At 51.1% G+C, this 12,677-nt stretch carries 12 protein-coding genes and 2 tRNA genes; 7 read left to right on the forward strand and 7 right to left on the reverse strand.

Annotation, left to right across the window (positions count from 1 at the left end; translation table 11 throughout):
- Positions 1-263: 263 nt before the first annotated feature.
- Positions 264-340, forward strand: a tRNA-Asp gene (locus tag FC814_RS20855).
- 162 nt (positions 341-502) lie between these two features.
- Positions 503-1,306 (forward strand): 2,5-didehydrogluconate reductase DkgB, encoded by an 804-nt coding sequence (gene dkgB / locus FC814_RS20860; RefSeq protein WP_137326403.1) that lies wholly within the window; start codon positions 503-505, stop codon positions 1,304-1,306.
- On the opposite strand, the gene yafC is transcribed toward dkgB, so the two are convergent.
- Complete coding sequence (gene yafC / locus FC814_RS20865; RefSeq protein ID WP_137326404.1) at positions 1,303-2,217, reverse strand: DNA-binding transcriptional regulator YafC; 915 nt, start codon at positions 2,215-2,217, stop codon at positions 1,303-1,305. The genes dkgB and yafC overlap by 4 nt on opposite strands.
- Positions 2,218-2,457: 240 nt before the next feature.
- Here yafC and FC814_RS20870 point away from each other — a divergent pair, with 240 nt between their 5' ends.
- Positions 2,458-3,258 carry an endonuclease/exonuclease/phosphatase family protein gene (locus FC814_RS20870; RefSeq protein WP_001230983.1) on the forward strand — a complete coding sequence of 267 codons (801 nt, stop codon included), beginning with the start codon at positions 2,458-2,460 and terminating at the stop codon, positions 3,256-3,258.
- 77 nt (positions 3,259-3,335) lie between these two features.
- Positions 3,336-4,106 carry a class I SAM-dependent methyltransferase gene (locus FC814_RS20875; RefSeq protein WP_137326405.1) on the forward strand — a complete coding sequence of 257 codons (771 nt, stop codon included), beginning with the start codon at positions 3,336-3,338 and terminating at the stop codon, positions 4,104-4,106.
- Positions 4,107-4,153: 47 nt separating this feature from the next.
- Here FC814_RS20875 and mltD read toward each other — a convergent pair whose 3' ends face one another.
- Both mltD and gloB read right to left on the reverse strand, forming a co-directional pair.
- Positions 4,154-5,512 (reverse strand): murein transglycosylase D, encoded by a 1,359-nt coding sequence (gene mltD / locus FC814_RS20880; protein WP_137326406.1) that lies wholly within the window; start codon positions 5,510-5,512, stop codon positions 4,154-4,156.
- 71 nt (positions 5,513-5,583) lie between these two features.
- On the reverse strand, positions 5,584-6,339 hold the full coding sequence (gene gloB, locus FC814_RS20885; protein WP_001052783.1) for a hydroxyacylglutathione hydrolase: 756 nt from the start codon (positions 6,337-6,339) through the stop codon (positions 5,584-5,586).
- Between the two features lie 33 nt (positions 6,340-6,372).
- On the opposite strand from gloB, the gene FC814_RS20890 reads away from it, so the two are divergent.
- A complete protein-coding gene (locus FC814_RS20890; protein ID WP_137326407.1) occupies positions 6,373-7,095 on the forward strand; it encodes a class I SAM-dependent methyltransferase in 723 nt (240 codons plus the stop codon).
- Here FC814_RS20890 and rnhA read toward each other — a convergent pair.
- The gene (gene rnhA / locus FC814_RS20895) at positions 7,092-7,559 is read right to left on the reverse strand and encodes a ribonuclease HI (protein WP_000917883.1); all 468 of its coding nucleotides are present in this window, start codon (positions 7,557-7,559) and stop codon (positions 7,092-7,094) included. The two genes, FC814_RS20890 and rnhA, sit on opposite strands and share 4 nt — an antisense overlap.
- Positions 7,560-7,623: 64 nt before the next feature.
- Between rnhA and dnaQ the strand changes: the two genes are divergently transcribed.
- Together dnaQ and FC814_RS20905 are read left to right on the forward strand one after the other, a co-directional pair.
- Entirely contained in the window at positions 7,624-8,355 is a 732-nt protein-coding gene (dnaQ, locus tag FC814_RS20900) for a DNA polymerase III subunit epsilon (RefSeq protein WP_001366128.1), read from the forward strand.
- 132 nt (positions 8,356-8,487) lie between these two features.
- Positions 8,488-8,564, forward strand: a tRNA-Asp gene (locus FC814_RS20905).
- Positions 8,565-8,710: 146 nt separating this feature from the next.
- Here the strand turns inward: FC814_RS20905 and FC814_RS20910 are convergent.
- The 3 genes from FC814_RS20910 to tssF are packed head-to-tail and all read right to left on the reverse strand — an operon-like array spanning position 8,711 to position 12,601.
- Positions 8,711-9,760 carry an ImpA family type VI secretion system protein gene (locus FC814_RS20910; protein WP_137326408.1) on the reverse strand — a complete coding sequence of 350 codons (1,050 nt, stop codon included), beginning with the start codon at positions 9,758-9,760 and terminating at the stop codon, positions 8,711-8,713.
- Between the two features lie 10 nt (positions 9,761-9,770).
- The gene (gene tssG, locus FC814_RS20915) at positions 9,771-10,766 is read right to left on the reverse strand and encodes a type VI secretion system baseplate subunit TssG (RefSeq protein ID WP_137326409.1); all 996 of its coding nucleotides are present in this window, start codon (positions 10,764-10,766) and stop codon (positions 9,771-9,773) included.
- Positions 10,763-12,601 (reverse strand): type VI secretion system baseplate subunit TssF, encoded by a 1,839-nt coding sequence (gene tssF, locus FC814_RS20920; protein ID WP_137326410.1) that lies wholly within the window; start codon positions 12,599-12,601, stop codon positions 10,763-10,765. Before tssF ends, tssG begins: the two co-directional genes overlap by 4 nt.
- Between the last annotated feature and the right edge of the window lie 76 nt (positions 12,602-12,677).

Below are 12,677 nucleotides of genomic sequence, written 5' to 3' on the forward strand. Positions count from 1 at the left end.
CAGAAGTGAAACGCCGTAGCGCCGATGGTAGTGTGGGGTCTCCCCATGCGAGAGTAGGGAACTGCCAGGCATCAAATTACGAAGAATGGCACTGACCTTTGAGGCAGTTCACTGCTCGATAAGAGAGTAGGACAAAAGCGAAAGCTTTTGAACGTTGCGAAGCAAGGGCCCGAAGGGTGAATCACGAAGTGATTCATAAACTGCCAGGCATCAAATTAAGCAGTAAGCCGGTCATAAAACCGGTGGTTGTAAAAGAATTCGGTGGAGCGGTAGTTCAGTCGGTTAGAATACCTGCCTGTCACGCAGGGGGTCGCGGGTTCGAGTCCCGTCCGTTCCGCCACTTATTAAGAAACCTCGAGTTAACGCTCGAGGTTTTTTTTCGTCTGTATTTCTATTATTGCCAAAATCGCAAAAATCCTCTGCATTTTACGCTCTTTTTCCGCAACAGTCTGAAGCCCATAATCATCTCAGTTAACGAACATAGCATTAGAAGAGGCATATTATGGCTGTCCCTGCATTTGGTTTAGGTACTTTCCGTCTCAAAGACGACGTTGTTATTGCATCTGTGAAAACGGCGCTTGAACTTGGCTATCGCGCAATTGATACCGCACAAATCTATGATAACGAAGCTGCAGTAGGTCAGGCGATTGCAGAAAGTGGCGTGCCACGTAATGAACTCTATATCACCACTAAAATCTGGATTGAAAATCTCAGCAAAGACAAACTGATCCCGAGTCTAAAAGAGAGCCTGCAAAAATTGCGTACCGATTATGTTGATCTGACGCTAATCCACTGGCCGTCACCAAATGATGCGGTATCAGTCGAAGAGTTTATGCAGGCGTTGCTGGAAGCGAAAAAACAAGGGCTGACGCGTGAAATCGGTATTTCCAACTTCACGATCCCGTTGATGGAAAAGGTAATTGCTGCTGTTGGCGCTGAAAACATCGCTACCAACCAGATTGAACTCTCTCCTTATCTGCAAAACCGTAAAGTGGTCGCCTGGGCTAAACAGCACGGCATTCATATTACTTCCTATATGACGCTGGCTTATGGGAAGGCTCTGAAAGATGAGGTTATTGCTCGTATCGCAGCTAAACACAATGCGACCCCGGCACAAGTAATTCTGGCGTGGGCAATGGAGGAAGGCTACTCAGTAATACCGTCTTCCACTAAACGTGAAAACCTGGAAAGTAATCTTAAGGCACAAAGTTTACAGCTTGATGCAGAAGACAAAAAAGCGATCGCCGAACTGGATTGCAACGACCGCCTCGTAAGTCCGGAAGGTCTGGCTCCTGAATGGGATTAAGCCTCTCTGACAGCTCCTGCGGGAGCTGTTTTTATATGCTCGCTAAGGAAATCGATAAAGGCCCGGATGCGAGTACTTACCGCGCGGTCGCTGTAATAAATGGCACTGAAGGGCATTTCCACTGGCAACACTTTATCTGCCATTAACTCCACCAGTTCACCACGAGCAATTTCTCTGTCGATCATATAGTCGGACAAACACGCAATCCCGTTGCCACTCAGGCAAAGCTGTTTCAGTGTTTCTCCACTATTGGATGACAAACCGTACTTCACTTCATGTAATTGTCCATCGCTACAGGCTATCGGCCAGGTATTGAGGGAAGCGGGTTCAGTAAATCCCAGGCAAACATGTTGCTTTAAATCGTCGATAGTTTCTGGCTTCCCGTAGCGGGCAATATAGTCGGGGGAGGCGATAATTTTTCGATAACTGTTAAATAACGGCCTGGCTCGTAAGCTGGAATCCGTTAACGTACCGGCGCGAATCGCGACATCCACTTTTCTTTCGATCAAATTAATAATCGTTTCGGAGGAGACTAGCGATAAAGTGACTTCCGGATAGCGTTCGCGGAAAGGCTTAATTAACGGCATCAGAAAGTGTAGTACCACGGGGGTTGCGGCATCGATCCGTAACAGTCCGCGCGGTGTATTACGCGTCTCCATAATTTCTGATTCTGCCGCTGCCATCTCCTGCAAAATTGACTGTACGCGACGAAAATAACGCTCGCCTTCTTCCGTCAGGCTAAGTTGTCGTGTGGTTCGATTAAGTAGGCTGACGCCAAGTTTCATTTCCAGCTTTTTTACCGCACGGCTGACCGCTGAGTTTGCTTGCCCTAATTGTTCCGCTGCCCGGCTAAAGCTGCCGCTTTCGACGACCGAAACAAAAATGGCGAGTTCTTCCGACGTGGCTTTCATTTTTGCTCCTGTTGCAAAATAGAAGAGATATTTTGAATTTATTTGTTATTAAACCATCAGGATACGTAATATGTCATCCGATTTAATGTTCTCAATAATGAGCAAAATTCTGTGCGGTGTAAGCACTTGCTTACATAACAATATACAATTGCTCGTTGAAAGAGTGAGCTAAAATCCCTATAACAGTAGAACCCTCCCGAGTGCGGAAGGGTTGACGTAATAGAGGTTTCAAAGTCAAAAGTGCGAAAAAATACCTATGCCATGCGCTATGTAGCTGGACAACCTGCGGAAAGGATCTTACCGCCGGGGTCATTTGCGAGCATCGGCCAGGCATTACCACCCGGAGAACCGTTAAGTACCGAAGAGCGTATTCGGATCCTGGTGTGGAACATTTACAAACAGCAACGCGCTGAATGGTTGTCGGTATTAAAGAACTACGGCAAAGATGCACATCTGGTGTTATTGCAGGAAGCGCAGACAACGCCAGAGTTAGTGCAGTTTGCGACCGCTAACTATCTTGCTGCCGATCAGGTGCCCGCTTTTGTTCTGCCACAACATCCTTCCGGCGTAATGACCCTTTCGGCAGCGCATCCGGTGTATTGCTGCCCGTTACGCGAACGTGAACCTATTTTACGTCTGGCGAAATCGGCACTGGTGACGGTCTATCCATTACCTGACACCCGCCTGTTGATGGTAGTCAATATCCATGCGGTCAACTTCAGTCTGGGCGTGGATGTTTATAGCAAGCAGTTGCTTCCTATTGGCGATCAGATAGCCCACCACAGCGGTCCGGTCATTATGGCGGGAGATTTCAATGCCTGGAGCCGTAGAAGGATGAACGCGTTATATCGCTTTGCGCGAGAAATGTCGCTGCGCCAGGTGCGTTTTACTGATGATCAGCGCCGCCGGGCGTTTGGTCGCCCGCTCGATTTTGTTTTCTACCGTGGTCTGAATGTCAGCGAAGCTTCCGTACTGGTTACGCGCGCTTCTGATCACAATCCGCTACTCGTTGAATTCAGTCCCGGCAAGCCTGATAAATAAGGTATGTCAGGTCTGCCACAGGGCAGACCAACGTTTGGCGCTGCCTTTTTATACTCAAACAACAAAAGGACAGTGCAATGACAATACAATCCCACCATGAGCGCGTAGAAAAGCAATTTAGCTCGCAGGCCAGTGAATATTTAACCAGTGCCGTGCATGCATCCGGGCGCGACTTACAGCGCCTGGCGGCGTGTCTGGCAGAGTATCCTGACGCTTGCGTACTTGATATGGGCTGTGGAGCAGGACATGCCAGCTTTGTCGCTGCGCAAAACGTGCAGGAAGTGGTGGCGTATGACTTATCTTCCCAAATGCTGGATGTTGTTGCACAGGCTGCAGATACCCGACAACTGAAAAATATCACCACCCGCCAGGGGTATGCCGAAAGCCTGCCTTTTGCCGATCACACCTTTAATATTGTTATTAGTCGTTATTCTGCTCACCACTGGCATGATGTCGGTGCGGCATTGCGTGAAGTGAATCGGGTCTTGAAGCCCGGCGGTATGCTGATTGTGATGGACGTAATGTCTCCGGGTCACCCGGTACGCGATATTTGGTTACAGACGATAGAAGCATTGCGCGATGCTTCTCACGTGCGTAATTACGCCAGCGGTGAGTGGTTGACGTTAATCAATGAAGCATATCTGCTTGTCGATAATGTGATCACCGATAAATTACCTCTGGAATTCTCTTCGTGGGTTGCGAGAATGCGTACGCCAGAAGTGTTAGTGGACGCTATTCGCGTTTACCAACAGAGCGCATCGACAGAGGTGAAAACGTATTTTGCCTTGCAGAATGATGGCTCTTTCACCAGTGATATCATCATGGTTGAAGCACATAAAGCGGCATAAATAAAAAAGGCACCGGGGGAATCGGTGCCTTTCTGTTATCTGGTTTGTCAGGAATCTGGCATATTGTTGTTTTTCACAAACAACGTCAGCTTGTCGCCTGGTTGCAGATTCGCAGTATCGCTGTTCCAGCGCATCACATCTTTGATGTTTACGCCGTGACGCTTAGCAATGCTTGAAAGCGAATCACCTTTGCGCACACGATACGTAATGCTATCGATGTTGTTTGCCAACCGCTGTGCGCTACTACCAGCGCCAATTGTCAGACTTTGACCTGGTTTCAGCTTAGAACCGCGCAGATTGTTCCACTGCTGCAAATTCTTTGTGCTTACGCCGAGACGTGAAGCGATGCTTGAAAGCGTGTCGCCAGAGCGTACGGTGTAAACGCGGCTATTAAGCGGCGTATTGTCGGCAACCAGTGTCGACTGTACGGCAGCAATTTCGCCTGAAGCCAGAGATTCACGCAGTTGATCTGCATGTTTCTTTGGCACCATCACGTACTGTGGACCACTTGCGCCCAGCGTGGAGCCTTTCACGCCAGCGTTGAATGTCTTCAGCTTGCTGACGGAAATCCCCGCCATATCTGCAACCTTCGCCATTTCAACCGGGCTACTCAGGTGTACACGCGCCAGAGCACGGCTTTCATCGGTCGTCGGCAGACGTACACCATAACGCTTGCTGTTTTTGAGAATATCACTCAATGCCAGCATCTTAGGCACGTACTGCTTCGTTTCCTGCGGCAACGGTAACGACCAGAAGTCCGTGGATTTCCCACGCGCTTTGTTCGTTTTAATTGCCTTCATGACCCGACCTTCGCCGCTGTTATAAGCCGCTACGGTCAGAAGCCAGTCGCCGTCAAACATCTTGTTCAGACGCTGCATCATGTTCAGCGCGGCAGTTGTTGAAGCAACAACATCGCGACGCGCGTCATAATTGCGGGTCTGTTTCAAACCATAATTGCGCCCCGTGCTCGGAATGATCTGCCAGATGCCTGCGGCATTGGCGCCAGACGTCGCGTGAGGATCAAAAGCGCTCTCCACTATGGGTAGTAGTACCAGTTCCATAGGCATGTTACGTTTTTTAACTTGCCCGGCTATCCAGTACATATACGGCTCTGCCCGTAAAGTTACATCGTGGAGATAGCTCTTATTGCGTAAATATTTCTGTTTCTGTTCGCGAATCCGGTCGTTTTCCGGAATTCCCATCTTTAGCTCGTCGCCTATGAAAGCCCACAAGTCACCATCCGGCGCGATAGACGTCCCATCGTCCATCCATCGTGCCTGACTTGTAAACTTTGCTGCTTCCCCTTGACCAGCTGCAGAAAGGCTCTGTGCGTGCTGTTGAACGTTACCAGTGCTCTGGCAACCCACGAGCAGGACAGAGGCGAGTAATATCGCTTTTGCCTTCATGTGTGTGTCAATAGTTGCTTAAAAGACGACCGATCATAACGGCGAACGAAGCTGATGACAAGAAAGTTTTATCAGAATCTATCTTTCTTTGACCTTAACCAGGCAAAACGTTCTTCAGGTTGTTGCAATAATGTTTCTTTATTAATTACATTAATTAAATCAATATCTTCTGTTCTCAAAAAAACATTATTTTGCCGCTCATTTTTCAGAATTACGGGTAGTGTTATTTGATTTTTTGCCCGTAACTCCTTAACTTTACGATAATAATCATTTATAGACAAATCGTGCGGAAGAATGCTCAAAGCAAACTTCATATTTGATAAAGTATATTCGTGAGCGCAACACACCAGAGTATCGTCAGGAAGTTCACTTAATTTTTTAAGTGATTGATACATCTGTGATGCAGTGCCTTCGAATAGTCTACCGCAACCGCCAGAAAACAGAGTGTCGCCACAAAATAGATAAGGTTCGCTAAAGTAACAGATATGTCCTAAAGTGTGACCTGGCGTAGCAATTACACTAAATTCATGCCCCAAAACGAAGGCAGTATCGCCATCTTTGACTACCTGCGTTGTTCCCTTATCTTGTGTCTCTTCTGGCCCATACACCACAATTTGCGGATACTTTTCTACCAGTTCTTTTACACCGCCAACGTGATCGTGGTGATGGTGGGTGAGGAAAATCGCTACTGGTTGCCAGTTGTTAGCTGAAATCGCCTTTAATACGGGTTCTGCCTCTCCTGGGTCGACAATCAGGCAACGACCTGCTTCATCAGACAAAACCCAGATGTAATTGTCATCAAAGGCGGAAATACTGTTAAGATTCATATATTACCTCTCAGTGTGAAACGGAAGGTTGTGATGAAACCGGCAAGGATCCCCCAAACTGTCGTGGCTCCTGATTGCTGGGGCGATTTGCCCTGGGGAGAGCTTTATCGCAAGGCGCTGGAACGCCAGCTCAACCCGTGGTTTGCTAAAATGTATGGTTTTCATCTGCTTAAGATTGGCAATTTAAGCGCAGAAATCAATTGCGAAGCGTGCGCGGTTTCTCATCAAGTGAATGTTTCAGCGCAAGGAATGCCCGTCCAGGTGCAGGCGGACCCACTTCATCTTCCTTTTGCCGATAAATCCGTCGATGTTTGTCTACTGGCGCATACATTGCCGTGGTGCACCGATCCGCATCGTTTATTGCGCGAAGCCGATAGGGTATTGATTGATGATGGCTGGCTGGTTATTAGCGGCTTCAATCCCATCAGTTTAATGGGATTACGCAAACTTGTGCCGGTATTGCGAAAAACATCGCCCTATAACAGCCGGATGTTTACTCTGATGCGGCAACTGGACTGGCTCTCTTTGTTGAATTTTGAAGTGCTACACGCCAGCCGTTTCCATGTTCTCCCGTGGAACAAGCACGGTGGAAAACTATTGAGCACGCACATTCCTGCGCTTGGTTGCTTACAACTTATTGTTGCCCGGAAACGGACTATTCCTTTAACGCTAAATCCGATGAAACAGAGTAAAAACAAACCGCGAATTCGCCAGGCGGTCGGTGCCATCCGGCAATGTCGTAAACCACAGGCTTAAACTTCGACTTGATAGCCCGTATCTTCCAGCGTGGGATTCATTGCCGCAGCACGAGCCAGTTCATCACAGCGTTCGTTTTCCGGGTGTCCGGCATGGCCTTTTACCCATTCCCATTTGATTTGATGCTGTCCCAGCGCGGCATCAAGACGTTGCCAGAGATCGACATTTTTTACCGGTTTTTTGTCTGCGGTTTTCCAGCCACGTTTTTTCCAGTTATGGATCCACTGGGTAATCCCCTGGCGGACATACTGGCTGTCGGTACTCAAAATGACTTCGCAATGTTCTTTTAACGCTTCCAGCGCGACAATAGCAGCCATCAACTCCATACGGTTATTGGTGGTGCGGGTGTAGCCTGCGCTAAAGGTTTTCTCGCGTCCGCGATAACGTAAAATAGCGCCGTAACCCCCAGGTCCTGGATTACCCAGACACGAACCATCGGTGAAAATTTCTACCTGTTTAAGCATCTCTGGTAGACTTCCTGTAATTGAATCGAACTGTAAAACGACAAGTCTGACATAAATGACCGCTATGAGCACTGCAATTACACGCCAGATCGTTCTCGATACCGAAACCACCGGTATGAACCAGATTGGTGCGCACTATGAAGGCCACAAGATCATTGAGATTGGTGCCGTTGAAGTGGTGAACCGTCGACTGACGGGCAATAACTTTCACGTTTATCTTAAGCCCGATCGGCTGGTGGATCCGGAAGCCTTTGGCGTACATGGTATTGCCGATGAGTTTTTGCTCGATAAGCCTACGTTTGCCGAAGTAGCTGATGAGTTCATGGACTATATTCGTGGCGCGGAGCTGGTGATCCATAACGCAGCGTTCGATATCGGCTTTATGGACTACGAGTTTTCGCTGCTCAAGCGCGATATTCCGAAGACCAATACCTTCTGTAAGGTCACCGATAGCCTTGCGGTAGCGAGGAAAATGTTTCCTGGTAAGCGCAACAGCCTCGATGCGTTATGCGCCCGCTACGAAATAGATAACAGCAAGCGTACATTGCACGGGGCATTACTCGATGCCCAGATCCTTGCGGAAGTTTATCTGGCGATGACCGGTGGCCAAACGTCGATGGCTTTTGCGATGGAAGGTGAAACACAACAGCAACAAGGTGAAGCAACAATTCAGCGCATTGTGCGCCAGGCAAGTAAGTTACGCGTTGTTTTTGCGACGGATGAAGAGCTAGCAGCGCATGAAGCTCGTCTCGATCTGGTGCAGAAGAAGGGCGGAAGCTGCCTCTGGCGGGCATAAATACATGTAAAAGGTGCTAAAAATAGCGAGTTGGGCGATTTTTGCAGCAAACGATTCAAAAGATGAGAAAAACAATTGACGAAGGGCGGGGCAATCCGTAGTATTCGCCTCGTTCCCAACGGAATAAAACGCGGAGCGGTAGTTCAGTCGGTTAGAATACCTGCCTGTCACGCAGGGGGTCGCGGGTTCGAGTCCCGTCCGTTCCGCCAATATTTAGAAAGCCTGAATCAGCAATGGTTCAGGCTTTTGTCGTTTCTGGCTTTCGGGATTTTTCACCCCGGAAGTTAAATGGATTTAATCCAGAAAATAGTTACACCATATAATGACCAGTAGTTATAAGTTCTGGTCATTTTGGTTATTCCTGCGCATCCCACTTCTCCAGCAGTTCTGCTGGAACTTCATTGATTATCTCCGAAAAGCGTTTACCGACCAGTCGTTCCGCCTGACGCAACAAAGGAATGGTCGGACTGCTTGGTTCACTGTGCTCAAACCAGCGGCGGATGACTCGCAGGCGTTTCAGTGCGTCGTTCCGATCGCTGATTTGCTGTGGCTCTGCGATGATCTTTGCGGTCGTTTCGGCTGGTATATCCACTGTGGGAGCGACATGCCCTGCTAGTGTCAGTCCGGTATTATCGATAGCAGCATACTTCGGCTGATCAGCCTGCGGTTTTGGTTGTGGGATTTCTGGCGTAGTTGTCTGTACCGCCCCAGGCAACAGGGTCAGCAGTTGCGTCAGACGCGAAAAGTCCGGGGCCAGGTCATTCAGCGTTTCACGAGCATGGTGTTGCAGTCGCTCAGTGATCTCGGCGGCCTGGCGAAATTCGTCCAGCGGCAGTGCGCCGCGTGCTTCCAGGTCGGCCAGTTGCTGACGTACTGATTCCGGTGCCAGCGCATCCGCCGGGCGTGATGCAGACAGCGAACGTTCCACATCCCGAACCTGAAGGCGCATGGCGGCGTTGTTTGATAGCGTAATGCCACGAATATCAGCCATTACGCCTTCGTGGTCCAGTAGCGCCGACAGCGCGTTACTGCGTGCTACAGCCGCATCTTCGGCGGTGGTATCTTCAGCCGTAAGCAGTTGTGGATGGATGGTGTCCGGGTTTGTGACACACAACGTTTCCAGAAGCGTGAGTGTCTCCACCAGCCCTCTGGCTCCTGCCTGCTGGATACGGCAACGCAGCAGGACAACCAGGATGCGGATATCTTTACTGCGTGCCAGCAGGCGGCGGGCGTCCCGCTCCAGCTCCGACCAGTTAATAGTTTCCGGTGTACTGACAAAATCGCCATATTGCGCCTCTTCACGCGCTAAGGCGCGGGTGAACAGCAATAGGTACTCTGGATCATACTCCAGATCCGGGCCGCAGGGGCATTCAGCCGAAATAGGGTCAGACAGGGGGGTATCCATTAAATTATCCTCAGTGTGCCAGATAGTGTTCAGGTTCGAAAATCATGCCCGTCACCGGGTTGTCGTGCAGGGCTTTCCCTGCCCAGGCGGTCCAGCCAAGCTGATATGGACCGCCAGTAACAGCCGGAGGGGCTGCGTGTGGTTTAAGCTGTAGCTCAATTTCCCAGCAGTATTCAAACCCGGTAAATGCACGAACCAGTTCCGTTAGTACTGGCAGGTTATTACCACCAGGCAGGAAACGCCGGTAGTCAGCCAGTGTCAGCGGGCCAATCACCAGCCGGAACTTATATTGCATGTCCGGCACGGCCTGGCCGATGAGTGCGCCGTTGCCAATGACGGAAGAGGGGGCTGGTATCCCCAGTCGGGTAATTTCATCATCAGCCACCGTTATCCAGTGCAGGACATACTCTTGTATCCGGAAAGGCACACTGAAATAGTGCGCCAGCGTGGCGGCCAAGCCGTCCGGGTTGCGGGATTCGCGCACCAGATGGGCCGATGCCGCCAGGCGAACGTGATCCGGCAGCGAGCTATCTGCACTTTCCCGTAAATCCTGCCCGCTGAGGCTGGCGATATAAAAGGCAAAACGGTCATATTCCTGTTTATCCAGACCGCCCCCGGCGGACTGGGCGCTGCGCCATGCCTGATAAAACTGCGTCAGCCAGCGGTGATGAAAAAGATCGGTAAAACGGGTCAGGGTCGGATCGCAGCGGCTTTCGGTCCGATTGCGCGCGAGCTCAGTGTAATGCAGTGGCAGCGGACCGTTCGGCCCCCACAGTCCAAGGCTGTAAAGGCTAAGGTGCAGGCGTCCTTGCTGCCAGCTCACATTGGCGATTTCCCGTGGCGCAAAGGTCAGTGTAGGTGTTTGTCCCAGGCGAAATTTTTCCATACCTGGTTGCCAGGCACTACCTGCAGAGACGGTACACAACTGCACATCCACGCGGCGCATCAGGTTCAGAAAACCATAGCGCCAGGGCGTTTTCTGCGCTTGGGTGAAATCGCCGCTCATACACTTCCCCGTAGTCCGGCTCTGACCGGCCAGGTCATAATTTTCCCACGTTGCATACTGTGCAGCGTCATCTGCGAGAAGGTATTAATGGAAACATGACGAGCGATATATTGCTCCAACACCAGACCGAACAGATACGGGCTAATACCAGAGAATCCGTCTTCATCCACCGTCAGCTCACAACTGACGCCGCGACCATAAACCAGCAGCCCGGAACCGGGCAGACGGCGGGTAACAGGCGTTGTTTTACAGCCAATCAGGCTGCGTACCTGACGCGACTGCGGACTGTCATGCGCCGGAATAAACAGGTTCAGCAGATCGCGCAGTGCCTGACCGCCGGTGCGGTGATCCAGATCGGCCAGCGGCAGATAATTAAAGGATAACTGGCGGATCAACCGCCAGGCCATTTCACGTTCCGCCAGTTGTGGCTGTGGTGGACGAGGTGGACGGATAAGCCCCACACCTGCCACAGGGATGGCCGCATCCACGGTCAGATCGTCCCGGCCATTGCGTGCGATAAGACAGGGCAGATCGCGGTTGGTGACCATGGCAGTGATGGTGATATGGCGCAGATTTTCCGGGTATGGGGCTTCATACTGGTCAACCAGCGACAGGAATACTTCCGAACCCGTATAGGGTGTGCGGGTGCCGTAGCGGCGGGCGTTCTCAGACAACCGACGCGGCTCCCGGCGCAGGGAAAAATAACGCCCATGATTGCCTTCATCATTATTGCGGGTGTGGTAGAGCGGGCGAAATGTCATCTTCCGCGTGGTGTCGGCTTCCAACCCTTCCACTTCCTGGACCGAAAACACCTCATAGTCGAGCGGATGGGTTCTGTCCACCACCAGGTGCTGCTCTGTCGTGCTGTGTGTGATATCGAGCCGGGCGGTGACGCGGGGAAACAGGTTGATCACCGGGGTACAGAACAGGCTGAACTGTGCAGCATTTGTCTGGTGGATCAGCCAGTCTGGCGGCAGGCGGTTCAGTAAGATAACAATTTCCGCCACACCGCTGTGAATTTTTTGTAACCCGGCAGACAGACCCGTCGGGGTGAAAAAATAAAAGCGTTCCGGGCAGGCAAAATATTCATGCAACAGGTTATGGCCGTGGAACACGTTCCACGCCAGCGGCAATAGCCCTTGATCCGGCTCCAGACCCTCGTACATGACGGGCTGTTTCAGATTCACATCCAGTACTCCGTCAAAATGACCCGGAACGCCAGCCAGTGTGGCAATGGCGCTGGTGTGCAACAGTTCGAACAGGTGTGAGGTCGTGCGCTCCTCGCCGCAGAGATAGAGCGGCAGCTTGTCCAGCCCGGCAAGCTGGCTGAAGGTCAGTTCACCGAAGGTGCGCAGGGTAATGCGTAGTGCTCCGGCGACGTGAATGTTAGCTGGCAGGTAGCGGTGCAGGGCGGGCATATCCGGCGGCGCGGCGGTCAGGCGCGCCTCTTCGATGGCAAGCGGCCACAGTGTCACATCCTGGCTGCTGCGAAACTGGCAGGCGGCGCTTTCACCTTCCGGAATGGAGGAAAAAAAGGCAGTGTTGCGTGGGACGGTGAATCCCTTCGCCAAATCACCTTCTTCCGGATCGGGATGTAGTTGTGCCACGCTCATTGAGGGGGTTGGGGTGATGTAATTGGGACTGACGACCTCCAACAAACGCTGGGTGAAGCGGGGAAATTCAGCGTCAATTTTAAGCTGCGTGCGGGCGGTCAGGAAGCTGAAAGCTTCGATCATACGCTCCACATAGGGATCGGCAATATCCGCACCCTGCATTCCCAGACGGGCGGCGATTTTTGGATGACGGGCGGCAAATTCGGCTCCCGTTTCCCGCAGGTGGTGATGCTGCCAACTTACTGATTTAGTGTATGATGGTGTTTTTGAGGTGCTCCAGTGGCTTCTGTTTCTATCA

This window comes from Escherichia sp. MR (assembly GCF_005280595.1).
GTDB lineage: Bacteria > Pseudomonadota > Gammaproteobacteria > Enterobacterales > Enterobacteriaceae > Escherichia > Escherichia ruysiae.

What these genes read in the sequence shown, in the direction of transcription:
- dkgB (WP_137326403.1), top strand. Translation starts at nt 503, where the DNA reads ATGGCTGTCCCTGCATTTGGTTTAGGTACTTTCCGTCTCAAAGACGAC.
- yafC (WP_137326404.1), bottom strand. Translation starts at nt 2,217, where the DNA reads ATGAAAGCCACGTCGGAAGAACTCGCCATTTTTGTTTCGGTCGTCGAA.
- FC814_RS20875 (WP_137326405.1), top strand. Translation starts at nt 3,336, where the DNA reads ATGACAATACAATCCCACCATGAGCGCGTAGAAAAGCAATTTAGCTCG.
- mltD (WP_137326406.1), bottom strand. Translation starts at nt 5,512, where the DNA reads ATGAAGGCAAAAGCGATATTACTCGCCTCTGTCCTGCTCGTGGGTTGC.
- gloB (WP_001052783.1), bottom strand. Translation starts at nt 6,339, where the DNA reads ATGAATCTTAACAGTATTTCCGCCTTTGATGACAATTACATCTGGGTT.
- FC814_RS20890 (WP_137326407.1), top strand. Translation starts at nt 6,373, where the DNA reads ATGAAACCGGCAAGGATCCCCCAAACTGTCGTGGCTCCTGATTGCTGG.
- rnhA (WP_000917883.1), bottom strand. Translation starts at nt 7,559, where the DNA reads ATGCTTAAACAGGTAGAAATTTTCACCGATGGTTCGTGTCTGGGTAAT.
- dnaQ (WP_001366128.1), top strand. Translation starts at nt 7,624, where the DNA reads ATGAGCACTGCAATTACACGCCAGATCGTTCTCGATACCGAAACCACC.
- FC814_RS20910 (WP_137326408.1), bottom strand. Translation starts at nt 9,760, where the DNA reads ATGGATACCCCCCTGTCTGACCCTATTTCGGCTGAATGCCCCTGCGGC.
- tssG (WP_137326409.1), bottom strand. Translation starts at nt 10,766, where the DNA reads ATGAGCGGCGATTTCACCCAAGCGCAGAAAACGCCCTGGCGCTATGGT.